Genomic DNA, 17,401 nt, shown 5'->3' with positions numbered 1-17,401 from the left:
TTTTTATTAGGGATGTCACAAGTCATGGCTTTAGAAATTATTACTATAGAAAAAAAAGAAAACCATCACATGCTAAAAACCCGGGCTGAAAATATTCAATTTCCCTTGAATCAAGAAGATAAAGAATTAATTGAAGCAATGAAAAAAAAATTATATGCATTGGGAGGAGTTGGTTTGGCAGCACCGCAGGTCAATTCCGCCAAACAAATTATCGCGGTTTATATCCCTGAAGAAGCTCAGCTTTTGCGTAATAATGCAAAAATTTATCCGATGCATATCTTAATCAATCCGAATTACGAACCTTTGCCAAACACTCGTATTATTAGTGATTTTGAGGGTTGTTATTCGGTGTCCAGTAAAGCTGGAAAAGTGCCAAGATATGATGAAATTCAACTAAAGTACTATGATGAAGAAGGGAAAGTTCATCAACAAATCGAAAATGGCTTTTATGCCCGTGTTTTACAACATGAAATTGATCATCTCAATGGAGTGTTAATTACCGATCGTTTAACTCCCGATTGTGTGCAAGGGACTATTGAAGAAATGATGACTATTCGTCGTGCCGAGTTGACTGAAGAAAAACGAAAATTATTTGATCAAATCATGGCAAAAAAACTTAAAAAATAACAATGCTGATCCAGGTTATCCTTTATGAATTGGCTTTAATGATAAACTGCTCTTGGTAATTTTTTTGCTTGTTCAACCCAGGTTACGACTTGAGATAATCCAGGTATGTGTAGCGCTAAATGACACTTTTCATTTTTCTCTTTCAAGGAGCTATAAAGTTGTTCAGGGTTACAATGCGCTAACTCAGGAATTGAGTCAATACCAGCCTGCTCCAGAAGTTCGGCATACTCTTCATTAATGCCATTCACGCGCGCAAGATCAGCTTGATTGGTCCATTTTAAAATCAATTTATGACTGATTCCTGTTTGCTCAGCTACCCTAAAACGTCCTCTGCGACTACTGCAAACACGTAACAAATCGTCCTGACTTTCAATCCCTACTCGCTTTAACATTTCAGCATATTTTGGGCCTACGCCTTGCAGCTCAATTAACTTGTGCATTTTATTTCCAGTCTTCTACTACGATATTATATATATATAAAATTATAGAATATAATGTGCAATTATTAATCAAAATAAACATTGAAAAAATTTCGATCTCACGTATTAAAAAAAACTCAATCTATTTGGCAAAATTCAACAATTTCATTATGATAATTACTTTCGTTTCAGTCCCTGGTGAGATAGCAAAATGCAAAAGAACAAGAATAATATAGTCAAGATATTTTTATTAGTTTTAGGACTGTTTGCCAGCACCATCAATCATGCCTGGTATGGTCCAGGAATCACTATCGGTGTTGCTGGAGGAAATGTTCACTATTACGGAGATGATATCAGAGTGTATAACCCATGGGGCTATGGCTACTACGATAGAACTTATTACTATAATGGAGCAAGAAACATCATTGTTCCCAACGTAATTATACCGAATGTGGTGATCAATGTACCAGCTCAAAGGTATTATGTACCGTCCTGTGAGGAAATGGAAGTTTGTGATCCTTATGGACAATGTTGGCTAGAACAATTTTGCAGATAGATTAAAAAGCCAATCAGCTAATGCTTTTGGGACTTCGCCTATTATTAGGAGGAGATATTATAATTTTTTTAAGGACAAAAAATGTCGGAAACTATTGGGTACGCTGCCTACAAGGCAGGAGCTCCTTTAAAGCCTTTTACTTTTGAACGCCGTTCTGTTGGCGCAAAGGACGTAGCAATTGATATTTTATTTTGTGGTATCTGCCATTCAGACTTGCATCAAGTCAATGATGACTGGGGAGGAGCATTTTATCCTATGGTTCCAGGACATGAAATCATTGGACGAGTCAAGGAAGTAGGACATCAAGTCCACCGATTCAAAGCAGGCGATTTGGTGGGCGTTGGTTGCATGGTTGATTCCTGCCGTCAATGCTCCTATTGCCATCAGAATGAAGAACAATATTGTAAAACCGGAGCGACTTTTACCTATAATAGTCAAGACAATCAGCTAGGCGGTGTGACCTACGGTGGTTATTCCAAATATGTTGTCGTTACTGAAGATTTTGTATTAAAAATTGATGAATCTCTCGACCCTGCTGCCGCAGCACCATTGCTCTGTGCTGGAATAACAACATACTCCCCCTTAAAACGGGCTAAAGTAGGTAAAATGAGTAAAGTAGGCATCGTCGGTCTGGGAGGGCTAGGTCATATGGCTGTTAAATTAGCCCGTGCCATGGGAGCTTTTGTGACTGTTTTTACAACTTCGGGAAATAAAATAAACGCAGCAAAAGATTTGGGTGCCAATAATGTTGTCTTGTCTACTGACAACAATGCCATGCAAACACTAGCCAATCAATACGATTTTATTCTTGATACTGTTTCAGCCAAGCATGATCTTGGGCAATATTTAAACCTTCTTAAAGTAGATGGGAAACTAACCCAGGTTGGACTTCCGTCGGATCCTCTTGAAGTTCCGATGTTTCCTGTTATTTTAAAAAGACTGAGCATTAGCGGCTCATTAATTGGTGGAATTAAAGAGACACAAGAAGTTTTGGATTTTTGCGCGGCGCATGGGATCACCGCAGACATTGAATTAATAAAAATGCATGAAGTAAACTCTGCCTATGAAAGACTGCTAAAAGGAGATGTGCAATATCGATTTGTTATCGATATGTCAACTTTGGATTAAATAAGCGCAGTATAAAAGGCTTCCAGTTGGCCTTTTATACCACAGAGCAAATGTTATTCCTGGTTTTTGATCTTGGGGAAAACTTTAATTTTGGTTATAAAAGAATCCTGTACCTTTTCAATCAAGGCATCAAATTCAACAAATTGAATAATTTCACCTTCATTGGGCAATTTTCCATGGCGAGTAATGATAAGTCCATATAGTGTATTCAGGTCTTCTTCATCTGGCGATAAAGTAATATCGCAATCAAGAGCCCGTTCTAAAGAATAAAGGGAGCAATCTCCTTTTGTCGTTATAGTACCGTCCACATTTTTTACCCAATCGTCATGGGTTTTATGAAACTCGTCTTTAATCCGCCCAATCAGAATATGGAGCAAATTATCCAGAGTTACAAATCCAAGTAAACTCGATTTGTGTTTGTATACCAAAGCAAAATGAGGCATACCTGCTCGGAATTTACGAAGCAAGTCCATAGCGGGTAATTTATGGCTGACTTTAAGTACTGGTCGTACATAAGGCTTTAAAGTATTGATGTCTTTCTGGAGCAACAGATCGGCAAATAAATCCTTAACATGGATAACACCAATCATTTCCTTAGTCTTGGAATCATACACAGGATAACGACTATAACGATATTTTAAAATTTTATTTTTAATCGCTTCGAATGGATCATTGATATCTATTATGATCATTTCATCTTCAGGACGCATCACTTCAGTGACATTTAACTCAGCCAAATCGAGAGTATGCTCCAGGATTTCACGTTCGTCTTCCTTTAATTCCGATTGAAGATGCTGCCCACTTAAAATTAATTTAAGCTCTTCACTGGAATAAAAACCTTCGTATTCGTTTTTTACATCCATGCCAAACAGTTTGAGAAAAAAATTGGAGCAGGTATTTAACAACCAAATGGCGGGATACATTATCCAATAAAACCAATACAAAGGGACTGCTGTCCATATTGAAATCAATTCAGATTGCCGAATGGCAATGGACTTGGGCATGAGCTCACCGATTACAATATGAAGAAAAGAAATAAGAAAAAATGCAATAAAAAAAGAGGATATAGTGACTAAATGCACCGATGAAATACCCAAAGCAACAAATAATGGTCCCAATAACTCCGCAAAGGCAGGCTCTCCAATCCAACCCAATCCTAATGAGGCAAGAGTAATGCCCAACTGACATGCTGATAAATACGCATCCAGATTTTGGTGAACCTGCTCAAGAATACGGCCTCTTAATCCGTAACTTTCTTTAATGGCTTGAATTCTCGTAGTTCTGAGTTTAACCATCCCAAATTCGGCCGATACAAAAAAGGCATTAAGAAGCACCAACAGGAATGCAATAAAAATTAACAGAATGTTATACATTAAAAATATTCCATTTTATGATTTAATTTCAGATTCACTCGTACCTTCACTAAAAACATTAACTCCTCTACAATTGTGATTCAATCCTTTATGTTAATAGAATACCTCAGTCCTGGCGAGTTTAAAATGACATCCAATACCTGAAAACAACAGCGCCCCTATTGACAAATAGAAACACAATTTGTTAATTTAATTTATCAAAAGATGAAATTAACTCAACCTGAAAAGATTATGAATCATCCACACAGCAAAACATGCCATGAATTGTTTGCAAATGCTTATGCCAATGTTTTACTTTGCGGTGATTCTGTGTCTACCGATAACCATTCAATCATTATTATTATCTTGCCCTCTTTCCCCTAGAGCGGTCAGCTATTGCTAATTCTCTGCCTCTCTAGGGAGGCTTCCAAAGAGTTAGCATTAACTGGTTTCAACTGGAGGGCATCATGAATCAATACGGCTTCAAATCAAGGAATACTTATGTCTCGTTGGTGATGTGGGCATTGCCATTATCTTTTTTTACTTTTCAATTCTTATTACGTCTTTGGCCTGGGTTAACCATGCAAGACATTATGGCGCAATTTTCAATTGATGCCGCAAGCTTTGGCCTTATAGCCGCATTCTATTATTATGGATACGCTGGAATGCAAATCCCGGTGGCCTTGCTGCTGGATAAATTTGGGGCTCGCTTCATTGTATTTGCCTTTGCAATGTTATGTGGCATTGGAACTTTACTTTTCATAGGTACCAATAATTTTTACTGGGCCCTTTTAGGCAGGTTTTTGATAGGCGTAGGCTCTGCGGCTGGCTTCCTCGGTGTCTCCAAAGTGGTATCAGAATGGTTCAGCCATTCACAGTATTCCAAAATGATCGGGCTTTCCTTTAGCGTGGGCTTATTGGGGGCGATCTATGGAGGGAAACCACTTGCCCACCTGATACAAAGTTTTAATGGAAAACAGGTTGGTCTGGCTTTGGCGATTTTCTCCATCCTCTTAGGATGCTGCGCGCTTTTGATCTTGCGCTCTCCCTCAAATAATACTCACTCAGAAACAAAAACGATGAATTTGTCTCACTGTTCCTTTTTATTTTCTTCTTGGATCATCTGGGCTCTTGCTCTTGCTAATTTATTAATGGTTGGAGCCTTGGAAGGATTCGCAGACGTATGGGGAGTACCTTATCTTATCGCCAAATACGCAATGAACAAAACTGATGCCGCCTTTCTCATCTCGTTTATCTTTCTAGGGATGATATTTGGTGGTCCATTACTCGCTTTCCTCAGTCAGAAACTAGGAAACTACTTTGTAATAGCTGCCTGTGGTGCTGGTTTGGCATTTTTATTCCTGATACTTCTTTACTCCTCGACCCCTTACTGGTGGCAGCTGGGTACCCTCTTCTTTGCAATTGGCCTGTTGTGTTGCTATCAGGTTGTTGTATTCGCCGCAGGTTCTGCTTTAGTTCCCTATGAATATTTAGGCGTCACCATCGCCTTCTTGAATTGCATCAATATGTTAGGTGGGTCTTTTTTCCACACTTTGATTGGTAAATTAATGAATAGCAACTGGGGCGGGCAAATGAGCGCTAATGGACTTAAATTATATGAAATCGACTCATATCAATGGGCTTTGTCACTCATTCCATTCTGTGCCTTATGTGGCAGTTTGCTTATTATATTGATTCATATCAAAACAAGAGCTTATCCAGCTCCAGAGTTTATGAAAAAGACTTCATTGACAGGAGTGTAATCATGGAAAAAATTTTTTGGTCTAATCCTTATCAGTATACACTCGATACCAAGGTAACCTCGATTAATGGCAACGAGATTCTATTAGAAAAAACCATCGCGTTTTCATTTTCAGGAGGACAGGAAAGCGACAGAGCATTCATCAATGGCCTTGAAGTACTCCGTTTACGAATAGATGGAAATCTTATTTATTATACCTTGCCCGAGGGCCATAATCTTGTCCTCAATGACCCAGTCACAATGACTATAGATTGGCCTCGAAGACACCGGCTGATGCGTCTTCATTTTGCAGCGGAACTGATTCTGGAGCTTGTCACCAGAACCAGCATGCTTGAAAAAGTTGGAGCCCACATTTCAGAATTCAAAGCTCGAATAGATTTTAAAGCAAATTTTAATATCGCTTCTATTTTTGACCAGCTGCTTGATGAATATAATGCCATCATTAGACAAGATCTGGTTATCCATAAAGGATACCATGATGTGACAAATCAACGTCGGTTTTGGAAAATAGACGGCTTTGCTGAAGTACCGTGCGGAGGGACACATGTTCATTCCACTTCAGAAGTGGGTTTTATTCGTCTCAAACGCTCGCATCCCGGCAAATCCATTGAACGCATTGAAATAACCCTGATGGACGATAGTAAATAATGCATCTCACGCATAAGCTGATTGTTTTGCTTTGGGGCAAAGTGAGAATGTTTTGGGGCACGGAGTTTATATACAGTGAATGAGCGTTGCTGAAACGTTTGGCTTGCGACAGTAAAATAAACAAGGCAAGTTATTCAGGAGGCCAGGTCAAGCGCTAATCGAGACAAAAATATAGAAAAAGAATACAAAATCGCCTAAATTACGACATTTGACTTTGTCGCCATTAACCTGTGAGCACTATCTATCATGGAACTGCCCAATCATTTCTCTACTGTCTATGTGTCAAAACCAGAATTTATAGAAACACTTTGTGAGGAGTTAGGCGAAGTATCCAATAAAATAGATTCTCTCATTTTTTCTCCTCATCAGAAACTTGATGTTTGTTTTGCACTGGATGTATGGCTTGAACCTGAGACAGTAACCTTTCAATCCATTTCAGAAGCAGCAAAAATATTGCGGCAAGCCGGAAAATTCTGGTATTTGCACCCCGTTACTGAAATTCGCCGATCGCGCTTGATTGAGGAACAACTTCGCAAATACCCACCACTCATGTCCCATTTTCCAGTCGCCCATGACATTCCACTCATAGGCGTATTTAGCCTTCTTGATAGAAACACTCTACTCTTTAGCGCCAAACGACTAAAAAAATGGCCGGATGGACAATGTTATTTTATTGAAGACAAAGTCAATCCCCCAAACCGGGCTTATTTAAAATTATGGGAAGCCTTGTTCCTGTTAAATAAATACCCTCGCCCCGGTGAAACAGTTTTAGATTTGGGCGCATCCCCGGGAGGTTGGACATATGTGATGCAATCACTCGGAACCCAAGTCACTTCGGTCGACAAAGCAGAACTGGATACAAAAATCATGGCGCTTCCCAGAGTCAGTTTTTTAAAGAAAAGCGCCTTTGCCCTAGATCCCGAACAACTCACAGAGTCTTATGACTGGGTACTTTCCGATGTTGCCTGCTATCCTGACAGAGCTTACACCCTCATCAAAAAATGGATAGCATCAAAAAAAGCAAAACAGTTGATTTTTACTATCAAACTACAGGGACAAACTGACTTAAACACAATCAAACGATTTCAATCTATACCTAATTCCAAAGTAATCAATCTGTTTTATAACAAACATGAAGTCACGTTTTTTTATCCAGTCTAAACATAACCAGGATTTAGTGATTATGTCTGCAAAAATATCATAATGACGAGCTAATATTTAATTTTCTATGACTTAAGACCTTGAAAAATCAAATGAGAGAATTTTTTCTATGCTTGGCTGTTTTAAGGCGAGCGCCAACAATCGATCAACCCCAAGAGCCACCCCGCTGCAAGGTGGTAACCCATGTTCCAGGGCTTCCAAAAGATAGGCATCGGCTTCCATTGCCGTCAATCCCTTTTGCTTTCTATGTTGCTGATCCAGCATAAAACGCTTTTTTTGCGCCTCGACATCAGTCAACTCATGAAAACCATTAGCCAGTTCAACTCCCTGATAGTACACTTCAAAGCGCTCAGCCACGCCCTCTTTGACTTGCGCCAAGGCAGCCTGGGAAGCAGGGAAGTGATACACAGCAACAGGGCTTGGCTCTTGTGCCAAAAAAGGCTCCACAACATGACTCATTAATAAAAACAGATATTGATCCCTGTCTTGTTCGTGCGGAGATAAGACACCATCCAAACCATGCTGTGCTAATATCTTGTTGAATTGTTCTATGGATGTAGAAAAAGGGTCAATACCGCAAGCCTCTTCAAAAGCCTGTTGATAAGTTTTTCTGATCATAGGCCGGGATTTAAGAATAATTTGTAATAATAAATCCACTTCATCCATCAAAACATGGTGATTGATATCTAATTGATACCATTCAAGTAAAGTAAATTCCGGATTATGCCAACGCCCTAACTCGTCATCGCGAAAAACTCGCGCTAATTGAAAAATAGGCCCACTGCCAGCAGCTAACAGCCGTTTCATATGGTATTCCGGGGAAGTTTGTAAATAGCATGTTTCACCTCTGAAAATCGCTTTGATATTGCTCAGGTAAACATCAGTAACCCCATGCCGCGCCATCACAGGGGTTTCCACTTCCAGATATTGGCGTTCAGTAAAAAATTGACGGATTTTACCTATTAGCTCAGCTCGCGCACGTAATAATTGAATTGAAGCTGAGGGCAACCAGGAGTTATCAGACATGATCAATAAAATATTCCCAACTCCAGACGAGCAGCCTCTGTCATGCGATCTTGGGTCCATGGCGGCTCCCACACCAACTCAACGGTACAATCACTGACTCCTTCAACCTGATTGACTGCCTGCTCCACCGTACCGGGAAAGGTTTGCGCCACAGGGCACCCCGGGGTCGTTAGCGTCATCTGAATATGAACATGGCCTTCGTCATTAACGGCAATGTCATAAATCAAGCCCAGATCATAAATATTGACCGGAATTTCGGGATCAAAAACTCCCCTCAACGCGCTAATAACGCCTTCCTTTATTGATTCGTTACTCTGTTTTTTCTTAAAACCAAACATGAGCTGCCTCTGGTCTATTCGGCAATTTAGAGAAAAACTCTTTCATGAGTCCTGCCACTATCGCCATAAAATTACTCTGTCTTCACCACTTCTGATTCTTTGTTTAAGGCCGCTTCCAACGTATGCCACGCCAAAGTGGCGCATTTAACACGAGCGGGGAATGCTTTAACCCCTGCAAGAACTGTTAATTTATCCATGGAAACCAAAGAATCTTCTTCCTCTTGTGTTAGCATTCGATGAACACGATGAAACAGCTCATGAGCTTCTTTAATTGATTTACCCTTTAAGGCATCAGTCATTAACGATGCAGAAGCTTGTGAGATAGCACAGCCACATCCAACAAAACTGACATCACGAATCAAATCACCCTGCAATTTGAGGTAAACAGTCAGTTTATCTCCGCATAAAGGGTTAAACCCTTTCGCCTCGGTGGTCGCATCCTCCATCGCATGGTGGTTACGAGGATTACGATTGTGATCGATGATGATTTCCTGGTACAGTTCCCGTAACTCCATACTCATGCGAATACCTCTTTAACTCGTTGTAAGGCTTCCATACAATAATCAATTTCTTTAAACGTATTATAAAAGGACATGGAAATACGAGAGGTTGCGGCAACATCGTAGAAATCCATCAAAGGCATAGTGCAGTGATGTCCGCTGCGTATCGCTATACCTTCACTATCCAGAATAGTTCCAATGTCATGGGCATGAATTTTTCCGTGGACAAAAGAGATAATGGGGACTTTGTTGGCAGCCGTTCCAATAATATTGTACCCTTTTACTGCTTCAATAGCCTTGGTAGCATAGTTTAACAATTGTGTTTCGTATTCCGCTATCGCATCCAAATCCAATGACCAAATATAATCAATTGCAGCAGCCAAACCAATAGCCCCTGCAATATTCGGGGTGCCTGCTTCAAATTTTTGGGGGATGGCCGCGTATTCTGTTGCTTCAAAACTCACGGAGTTGATCATTTCGCCCCCGCCCTGATAAGGAGTCATGCTATTTAATAATTCTTCTTTTCCCCATAAAACACCTATTCCAGTAGGACCATACATTTTATGTCCGGAAAAAGCATAGAAATCGCAATCCAGATCCTGAACGTCCACAATCAGGTGAGCCGTTGCCTGTGCCCCATCCAGTAACACTTTAGCCCCTACTTCATGTGCCATCTTAATCATTGTTTTAACAGGATTAATGGTTCCTAAAGAATTGGAGGCGTAATTAATCGCAACCATTTTAGTGTTTTCATTTAACTTTCTTTCAAACTCTTCAAGTATTACCTCGCCATTTAAAGAAATAGGGGCAACTTGCAGCTTGCAACCCATTTTCTTACAGACCATTTGCCATGGAACTATATTGGAATGATGTTCCATATGCGTTATCAAAATTTCTTCATCAGGTAATATGCGAGGGGCTACAAGACTCTGGGCCACTAAATTAATGGCTTCAGTGGTACCGCGCACAAAAATACATTCTCTCGGCGACCTGGCATTAATAAATCGTTTTACTTTCGCTCTGGCTGCCTCATACATTTCCGTAGCCCTGACACTCAAGGCATGCACTCCACGATGTACGTTGGAATTATCCTTCTCATAAAATTGAGCAATAGCATCAATCACAGCCTTGGGTTTTTGAGTAGTAGCCGCATTATCAAAATACACCAAATCATACTCATTGATTTTCTGATGCAATACAGGGAAATCTTTCCTGATTTTGTTGACATCAAAGGATGTCATTAATAACGGATTAGTACTCATTTGCGTACCCCAACTGTTGAGTTAATAAATGACCCATCCAATCAGCCAAATCACGATTCGGAATAAGGCGCAAATTATCATTGGCAAACGCCTGGATCAAATAATGAGAAGCTTCATCCCGGCTAATACCACGTGTTGCCAGGTAAAATATTGCCTCTTCATCCAGTTGCCCAACCGTAGCACCATGCGAACATAACACGTCATCAGCGAAAATCTCTAGTTGCGGTTTGGTATCAATTTCTGCGTTTGCAGAGAGAAGCAAGTTTTTATTTTGCTGTTTGGCATCGGTATGTTGCGCATTTTTAGCTACAATAACCTTGCCATTAAATACCGCTCTGGAATGCCCCTTTAAAATCCCTTTGTAATCTTGCTCGCTTCGACAATTAGGCACCAAATGATGCACTACAGTATGATGATCGAGATGTTGTCCATCTCCTGGCGCGTAAATTCCATTCATAAGGCATTGAGCATGTTCTTCATGCATGGATATGCTTATATCACTACGTACTAACTTCCCACCCAAACTTAACGAGTGGCTGGAAAATTGACTGGATGCGGATTGCTTAACCGATAAATGTCCTAAATGGTAAGCTGATTTACTTTCTCTTTGAATTTTATAATGATTAAGTTTCGCACCTGCCTCCAGAAACACTTCGGTAATGCCGTTGGTGAAATAGCAAATGTTTTCTTCGCCATGATATTCTTCAATAAGAGTAGCCTGGGATTCTTTTTCCATAAGGATCAAATGTCTTAAGTACACAGCCTGGTTCATTTGATCTTGCCTATGCTTTAAAATAATGGGTTGTTCCAGGCAAATTCCCGCAGGAATATAAATAAAGACTCCACATTGGATCATCGCTGTATTTAAATAATGAAAACCATGTTCCTGCTCTAAAATCTTTCCAAGGTGGGGCTTAATCAAATCAGCATAATGTATTAAAGCAAGAGATAAAGGCAGAATTAACACGTTCTCAGGCAGATCGTTAATCCATTCGTTCTCTTGGGAAATGAATCCATTGTGTATTAAAAACTGGTTTTTGACTGGTGAATCGTCAAAGACGGTTTTAAGAGCAGGCTTTACTGTAGGATCAGGTGGTACAAAATGCTGCTGTAATAGGGAGTCAACAAGAGTATACTTCCATTCCTCGTCATACCGACCGGGAAAACCACGACGCTTCAAATCAGTTAATGCTTTAGACTGCAACTGCGCAAGCCAAGGTATTTGCGATACACCTGATTGGGCTTGCTGTTGATAATAATCCAAAATATCACTCATAACTGCTCCACTTCTTCAAGCCAGCTATAACCTTTTTTCTCCAGTTCCAGCGCCAAAGATTTATCTCCCGACGTAATAATGCGGCCATTTGCCAAGACGTGAATAAAATCAGGCTCAATATAATCCAGTAAACGCTGATAATGGGTCACTAAAATAATAGAACGCTCAGGAGAGCGCATCGCATTAACCCCTTGAGAAATAATTCGTAATGCGTCGATATCCAAGCCAGAATCGGTTTCGTCAAGAATGGCTAGCCTGGGTTCCAAAGCAGCCATTTGTAATATTTCATTACGTTTCTTTTCCCCGCCTGAAAATCCTTCATTAATACTTCGGTATAAAAAGCTTTCGTCCATATCCAGAAGCTGACATTTTTCCCGAATAAAACTTAAAAACTCTATGGCATCAAGGGTATTTCTCCCTTGTCCTTTGCGAACCGCATTCACTGAGGCTTTAAGAAAATTGATATTGGTTACACCAGGAATTTCTACCGGATATTGAAAAGACATAAAAATACCGGCCCGCGCTCTCTCTTCCGGGGACATAGGCAACAAATCTTGTCCCAAATAGGATATATCACCACGAGTTATTTCATAAGAAGGATGCCCAGCCAATACCTTGGAGAGAGTACTTTTTCCTGAACCATTAGGTCCCATAATCGCATGAACCTCTCCTGGTTTAACCTCAAGATTAATACCTTTTAAAATAGACTGTCCATTGACAGCAACATTGAGTTCTTTAATGTTTAACATATTAGCCGACTGCCCCTTCTAAGCTTATACCTAATAATTTAGTGGCTTCCACCGCAAATTCCATAGGTAATTCTTTTAAAACTTGCTTACAAAATCCATTCACGATCATAGAAACCGCATCTTCTGTATCGATACCGCGTTGCTGGCAATAAAACAATTGCTCTTCACTAATTTTTGAAGTAGTGGCCTCATGCTCTACTTGTGCCGTTGGATTTTTGACTTCTATATAAGGAAAAGTATGCGCTGAACATTGATTACCCATTAACATGGAGTCGCATTGGGTATAATTACGTGCGTTAGTGGCTGTTGGTGCGATGCGTACCAATCCTCGATAAGCATTATGCGCACGCCCGGCACTGATCCCTTTCGAAATAATTGTTGAGCGCGTATTTTTCCCTAAATGAATCATTTTGGTGCCTGTGTCGGCTTGTTGAAAATTATTGGTTAACGCAACAGAATAAAATTCGCCAACAGAATCATCACCTTGCAAAATCACACTGGGGTATTTCCACGTAATGGCTGAACCTGTTTCAATTTGTGTCCAGGAAATTTTCGATTTTTTACCCCGACAAGCCCCTCGCTTGGTCACAAAATTGTATATCCCTCCTTTACCTTCTTTATCCCCAGGATACCAGTTTTGTACCGTTGAATATTTTATTTGAGCCCCATCTAACGCGATCAATTCGACGACTGCGGCATGCAATTGATTTTCATCTCGCATCGGAGCAGTGCACCCTTCCAGGTAGGATACATAGCTGTCAACATCAGCAATAATAAGTGTTCTCTCAAATTGCCCGGTAGAAGCAGCATTGATCCTGAAATAGGTCGATAGCTCCATGGGACATCTCACCCCTTTAGGGACGTAAACAAATGATCCATCACTAAACACAGCAGAGTTCAAAGCCGCATAAAAATTATCCCTATAAGGAACAACTGACCCCAGATATTTTTTGACCAAATCCGGATACTGATGTACCGCTTCAGATAATGGACAAAAAATTACTCCTTTTTCAGCTAATTTCGCTTTAAAAGTAGTCGCAACTGAAACACTATCAAACACCGCATCAACAGCAACACCTGCCAGCATTTCCTGTTCCCTTAAAGGGATACCTAGTTTCTCATAGGTTTTTAACAATTCAGGATCAACTTCATCCAGACTTTTGGGTGCATCTTTTTTACTTTTAGGTGCGGAATAATAGGAAATTGATTGATAATCAATTGGAGGATAGTGCACACTTGACCATTCAGGATGAGGCATAGTGAGCCAGTGCTGAAATGCTTTCAACCGCCACTCGAGCAAAAACTCAGGTTCACCTTTTATTGCAGACAAACGACGAATGACATCCTCATCCAATCCAGGAGGAAAAGTTTCAACTTCTATGTCGGTTATAAAACCATGTTGATATTCTCTATCGAGCAGAGAATTTAGTTGCTCACTGCTTTTAGCCACGATTTACTCCACTTGCTAATTGCCGAACTCGCTCAACATCCCTTGTTGGAAGAGTTGGTTTTGCCAATGCCTCCAAACTGACACTATCAAGAGCAGTTTCTATCGCATGGCTTATTAATCGCCAATTTCCCTGAATGGTACATACTCCCTGTAGAAAACAATCATTAGGTTGCATACTGCATTCTGTGAAACCTCTGTGCTCTTCCAAAGCAAATATGATTTGAGACACAGAAATTTCAGTCGCTGGTCTTTGCAGTCTATATCCTCCGGATACACCACGAACCGAAGTTAACAACCCCGCACTAGTCAGGCGTTTTAGTATTTTACTAACAGTAGGTACCGTTAAATGCGTATGTAAAGCAATATCTCGCGCATTGCATAATTCCTGCGAATGCTTGGCTAAATAAACCATTACAACTGTTCCATAATCGGCCAATTTACTGACGCGCAGCATAACACCCCCTACTCGAATAATCTAGTACCAAATAAGTCTTATTTTCAGATAGAGGAAAAGAATATCTTATTAAGAACAAGGATTATACAATTGCTTACTGATTCAATAACACCTGATCCTCTAAATGAGCTTTTCTGGCACAATCATCCAAAGCAAAATTCTATTACCTTATTATAAATATAGTACTAATTTGGTTCTATATCCGATAAAAGACAGATTTTACCTTATTGATAAGGAAATAAGCAAATAAAATCTTCTATTCTATCCTGGCAATTTCATGCGTTTTAATATTTTTTACAATAGGTTAGTAATAAACAGAATGGGCTTATCAATAATTCATATGTCTATAATGAGCCCTGAATTTAATATAGAATACTCTTGATAAACAGAAACAAACCCATAAAAATAGGCAATTCAATTATTTGCTTTCAGGAGCCAGGATGACTCACGATACTGAACTAAGCGAACTGATGCAGGCTGTAGCTAAAAAAAGCCTGCAGATTATGACCGATTTCAAAGAAAAACCCATCCCGCTTTCATCGCTGGTTAGTCAATACATTGATCTCACGGAGCATTTCCAAAATTTGATTGCCGTCATTCTAAAAAATCCTGAAAAAGTATGGCAAATGCAGTTGAATTACCTCGAAGATGCCTTAGGCCTGGCTCAAGCACAATTTAATTATTGGCTTGAAGGAAAACCACTGCCTATTAATGACCAGCGTTTTAATGGAGAAGATTGGATAAACAATCCATTTTTTAACTTGCTAAGCCAACATTATCTTTTGGCCAATGAGCATATCAATTCATTACTGGAGAATATGGAATACGGTGATGAGAATCTCGCCAAACGTATACGTTTTTTTACCAGACAATACCTTGATGCCCTATCTCCAGCTAACTTTATTCACACGAATCCTCAGCTCATGGCAGAAACATTACAAAGCCATGGTAAAAATCTATTACGTGGATTACATAATTTGCTTTCCGATGTCGAAGCAGGATCTTCCAGATTAATCATTAAAATGACTGATACGGAAGCATTTAAAATCGGTGAGAATCTGGCTACAACGCCCGGTAAAGTCATATTTCGCAATTCCATGATGGAGTTAATCCAATATTGCCCCAGAACAACAAAAGTAAAATCCACACCGTTACTTATCATTCCTCCCTGGATTAATAAATACTATATTTTGGACTTAAGCCCGCATAATTCATTAATACGCTGGTTGGTTGAACAAGGCATTACTGTTTTTATTATTTCCTGGGTTAATCCTGACGAAACGTATGCCAATAAAAGTTTCTATGATTATTTAAATGAGGGCCCCAGAGAAGCCATTTCAGTAATCCGAAAACAATTGCGTGTCAAACAAGTCAATACGCTGGGATTCTGTATAGGCGGGACACTTCTCGCTTCTCTTTTAGCCTACAATAAGGCAACTAAAGATCTTTCCATTCGTAGTGCAACCTTTTTAGCGGCAATGATTGATTTTAGCGATCCTGGAGACATCGCTGTTTTTATTGATGAGCAGCAGATTAATAAACTTGAAGAAGAAATGAAATCCAAAGGTTATCTGGCTGGCAAATTTATGGCATCCAGCTTTAATTCCTTAAGAGCAAATGACCTAATATGGTCATTTTTCATCAAAAATTACCTGCGCGGTAAAAACCCTGTTCCTTTTGACATACTCTATTGGAATGCTGACTCCACTAATATGCCCGCAACCATGCATTCTCAATATTTACGCTGGATGTATTTGCATAATGATTTGATAAAACCTGGAAAAATTCGCCTTAATCATACCCCTATTGACGTAACAAATATCGACATACCCACTTTCTTTCTGTCTACTCAAAAAGATCATATCGCTCCCTGGAAAACAACATATAAAGGATTTGAATTAATGAAGGGGCCAAAACGTTTTGTTTTAGGTGGATCTGGCCATATTGCAGGAATTATCAATCCGCCTACCCAGCAAAAATATGGTTATAGAACCAATAACAACATGAATTTATCTGCTGAGGAATGGTTTGAAAAATCCAAGGAACACTCCGGTTCATGGTGGCCAGAATGGTTAAATTGGCTTAAATTGCATTCCGGAAGACTCATCAATTCCCCTGACATCAATCACTTGCCATTCGCACCTATAATGGATGCTCCAGGGAGTTATGTACTAAAAAAATAATATTTTGAACTCAATAACCACACATTAAAACATAAAAGGAGTTGTATTGTGAGAAAAAAAAACAGGTTACTTTTGGCAAGTTTATTCTCGCTAGGCAGCCTGAATGCCTTTGCTTCTCAAGATCTGACGGTTGTTAATACGTCCGATGATCTGGGGTATGTGACAATAGGATCCTATTCCTGTGAATTGACTTCCAGTTGTGCTATTCCCCCTGATAATTCGATTCGTATTAACTCCGATATCGTAGAAGCAGCTTGTGCGAATACCCCCACTGATTGTGAAATTGTTTTTGGGGTTGACAGTATAAAAGCAAGAATCGCGACCGGAAGCTTTAGTTTGAATGAGGGAATACAATACATCGCCCAATCTCGTTGGCTGAATTATTCTGCTAAGCGTTTATCCAAAACCGTGGCTGAAATCTATAAAAGATAATTCGATTTATTCCCTGCTGATGTCCTGGTTGAAGCACACAGCAATAACCAGGACAAGGTGCATTGACATGGATTGATT

18 protein-coding genes are annotated in these 17,401 nt (G+C 39.8%); 8 read left to right on the top strand and 10 right to left on the bottom strand.

The window, feature by feature from the left end; translation table 11 throughout:
* Nucleotides 1-24 precede the first annotated feature (24 nt).
* The gene (gene def / locus CC34_RS0115655; RefSeq protein ID WP_027228428.1) at nucleotides 25-627 is read left to right on the top strand and encodes a peptide deformylase; all 603 of its coding nucleotides are present in this window, start codon (nucleotides 25-27) and stop codon (nucleotides 625-627) included.
* A 35-nt stretch (nucleotides 628-662) separates the two neighbouring features.
* Here def and CC34_RS0115650 read toward each other — a convergent pair whose 3' ends face one another.
* Nucleotides 663-1,067, bottom strand: a complete 405-nt coding sequence (locus CC34_RS0115650) for a DUF4332 domain-containing protein (RefSeq protein ID WP_027228427.1) — start codon at nucleotides 1,065-1,067, stop codon at nucleotides 663-665.
* A gap of 190 nt (nucleotides 1,068-1,257) precedes the next feature.
* Here CC34_RS0115650 and CC34_RS0115645 point away from each other — a divergent pair, with 190 nt between their 5' ends.
* Together CC34_RS0115645 and CC34_RS0115640 are read left to right on the top strand one after the other, a co-directional pair.
* The gene (locus CC34_RS0115645) at nucleotides 1,258-1,602 is read left to right on the top strand and encodes a hypothetical protein (protein ID WP_027228426.1); all 345 of its coding nucleotides are present in this window, start codon (nucleotides 1,258-1,260) and stop codon (nucleotides 1,600-1,602) included.
* 81 nt (nucleotides 1,603-1,683) lie between these two features.
* Nucleotides 1,684-2,730, top strand: coding sequence for an NAD(P)-dependent alcohol dehydrogenase (locus tag CC34_RS0115640; protein ID WP_027228425.1), 1,047 nt, complete (start codon nucleotides 1,684-1,686; stop codon nucleotides 2,728-2,730).
* A 53-nt stretch (nucleotides 2,731-2,783) separates the two neighbouring features.
* Here CC34_RS0115640 and CC34_RS0115635 read toward each other — a convergent pair whose 3' ends face one another.
* Entirely contained in the window at nucleotides 2,784-4,103 is a 1,320-nt protein-coding gene (locus CC34_RS0115635) for a hemolysin family protein (protein ID WP_027228424.1), read from the bottom strand.
* Nucleotides 4,104-4,549: 446 nt separating this feature from the next.
* On the opposite strand from CC34_RS0115635, the gene CC34_RS0115625 reads away from it, so the two are divergent.
* The 3 genes from CC34_RS0115625 (at nucleotide 4,550) to CC34_RS0115615 (ending at nucleotide 7,653) form a co-directional block, all read left to right on the top strand.
* Nucleotides 4,550-5,845, top strand: coding sequence for an MFS transporter (locus CC34_RS0115625; RefSeq protein WP_028378185.1), 1,296 nt, complete (start codon nucleotides 4,550-4,552; stop codon nucleotides 5,843-5,845).
* A gap of 2 nt (nucleotides 5,846-5,847) precedes the next feature.
* Nucleotides 5,848-6,492 (top strand): alanyl-tRNA editing protein, encoded by a 645-nt coding sequence (locus tag CC34_RS0115620; RefSeq protein WP_028378184.1) that lies wholly within the window; start codon nucleotides 5,848-5,850, stop codon nucleotides 6,490-6,492.
* A 246-nt stretch (nucleotides 6,493-6,738) separates the two neighbouring features.
* Nucleotides 6,739-7,653, top strand: a complete 915-nt coding sequence (locus tag CC34_RS0115615) for an SAM-dependent methyltransferase (protein ID WP_027228421.1) — start codon at nucleotides 6,739-6,741, stop codon at nucleotides 7,651-7,653.
* A gap of 72 nt (nucleotides 7,654-7,725) precedes the next feature.
* On the opposite strand, the gene epmA is transcribed toward CC34_RS0115615, so the two are convergent.
* The 8 genes from epmA to CC34_RS0115575 all read right to left on the bottom strand — a co-directional run bounded on the left by epmA (nucleotide 7,726) and on the right by CC34_RS0115575 (nucleotide 14,708).
* Complete coding sequence (gene epmA / locus CC34_RS0115610) at nucleotides 7,726-8,679, bottom strand: elongation factor P--(R)-beta-lysine ligase (protein ID WP_027228420.1); 954 nt, start codon at nucleotides 8,677-8,679, stop codon at nucleotides 7,726-7,728.
* A 2-nt stretch (nucleotides 8,680-8,681) separates the two neighbouring features.
* Entirely contained in the window at nucleotides 8,682-9,017 is a 336-nt protein-coding gene (locus CC34_RS0115605) for an SUF system Fe-S cluster assembly protein (RefSeq protein WP_027228419.1), read from the bottom strand.
* A gap of 71 nt (nucleotides 9,018-9,088) precedes the next feature.
* Nucleotides 9,089-9,538, bottom strand: coding sequence for a Fe-S cluster assembly sulfur transfer protein SufU (gene sufU, locus CC34_RS0115600; RefSeq protein WP_027228418.1), 450 nt, complete (start codon nucleotides 9,536-9,538; stop codon nucleotides 9,089-9,091).
* Nucleotides 9,535-10,779, bottom strand: a complete 1,245-nt coding sequence (locus tag CC34_RS0115595) for an aminotransferase class V-fold PLP-dependent enzyme (protein ID WP_027228417.1) — start codon at nucleotides 10,777-10,779, stop codon at nucleotides 9,535-9,537. The genes sufU and CC34_RS0115595 overlap by 4 nt, the downstream gene beginning before the upstream one ends.
* Entirely contained in the window at nucleotides 10,769-12,055 is a 1,287-nt protein-coding gene (gene sufD / locus CC34_RS0115590; protein WP_028378183.1) for a Fe-S cluster assembly protein SufD, read from the bottom strand. The genes CC34_RS0115595 and sufD overlap by 11 nt, the downstream gene beginning before the upstream one ends.
* On the bottom strand, nucleotides 12,052-12,804 hold the full coding sequence (gene sufC, locus CC34_RS0115585; protein WP_014326641.1) for a Fe-S cluster assembly ATPase SufC: 753 nt from the start codon (nucleotides 12,802-12,804) through the stop codon (nucleotides 12,052-12,054). The genes sufD and sufC overlap by 4 nt, the downstream gene beginning before the upstream one ends.
* A gap of 1 nt (nucleotide 12,805) precedes the next feature.
* Nucleotides 12,806-14,254, bottom strand: coding sequence for a Fe-S cluster assembly protein SufB (gene sufB / locus CC34_RS0115580; protein ID WP_027228415.1), 1,449 nt, complete (start codon nucleotides 14,252-14,254; stop codon nucleotides 12,806-12,808).
* Nucleotides 14,247-14,708 carry an SUF system Fe-S cluster assembly regulator gene (locus CC34_RS0115575; RefSeq protein WP_027228414.1) on the bottom strand — a complete coding sequence of 154 codons (462 nt, stop codon included), beginning with the start codon at nucleotides 14,706-14,708 and terminating at the stop codon, nucleotides 14,247-14,249. Before CC34_RS0115575 ends, sufB begins: the two co-directional genes overlap by 8 nt.
* Nucleotides 14,709-15,148: 440 nt before the next feature.
* On the opposite strand from CC34_RS0115575, the gene CC34_RS0115570 reads away from it, so the two are divergent.
* Together CC34_RS0115570 and CC34_RS0115565 are read left to right on the top strand one after the other, a co-directional pair.
* Entirely contained in the window at nucleotides 15,149-16,891 is a 1,743-nt protein-coding gene (locus CC34_RS0115570) for a PHA/PHB synthase family protein (protein ID WP_027228413.1), read from the top strand.
* Between the two features lie 48 nt (nucleotides 16,892-16,939).
* Complete coding sequence (locus CC34_RS0115565) at nucleotides 16,940-17,323, top strand: hypothetical protein (RefSeq protein WP_027228412.1); 384 nt, start codon at nucleotides 16,940-16,942, stop codon at nucleotides 17,321-17,323.
* Nucleotides 17,324-17,401: the final 78 nt, after the last annotated feature.

The sequence above is a fragment of the Legionella pneumophila subsp. fraseri genome, assembly GCF_000586315.1.
Taxonomy (GTDB): Bacteria; Pseudomonadota; Gammaproteobacteria; order Legionellales; family Legionellaceae; genus Legionella; species Legionella pneumophila_B.
The sequence above is the reverse complement of the archived record's forward strand: the minus strand, read 5'-3'. Positions and strand labels throughout refer to the sequence as shown.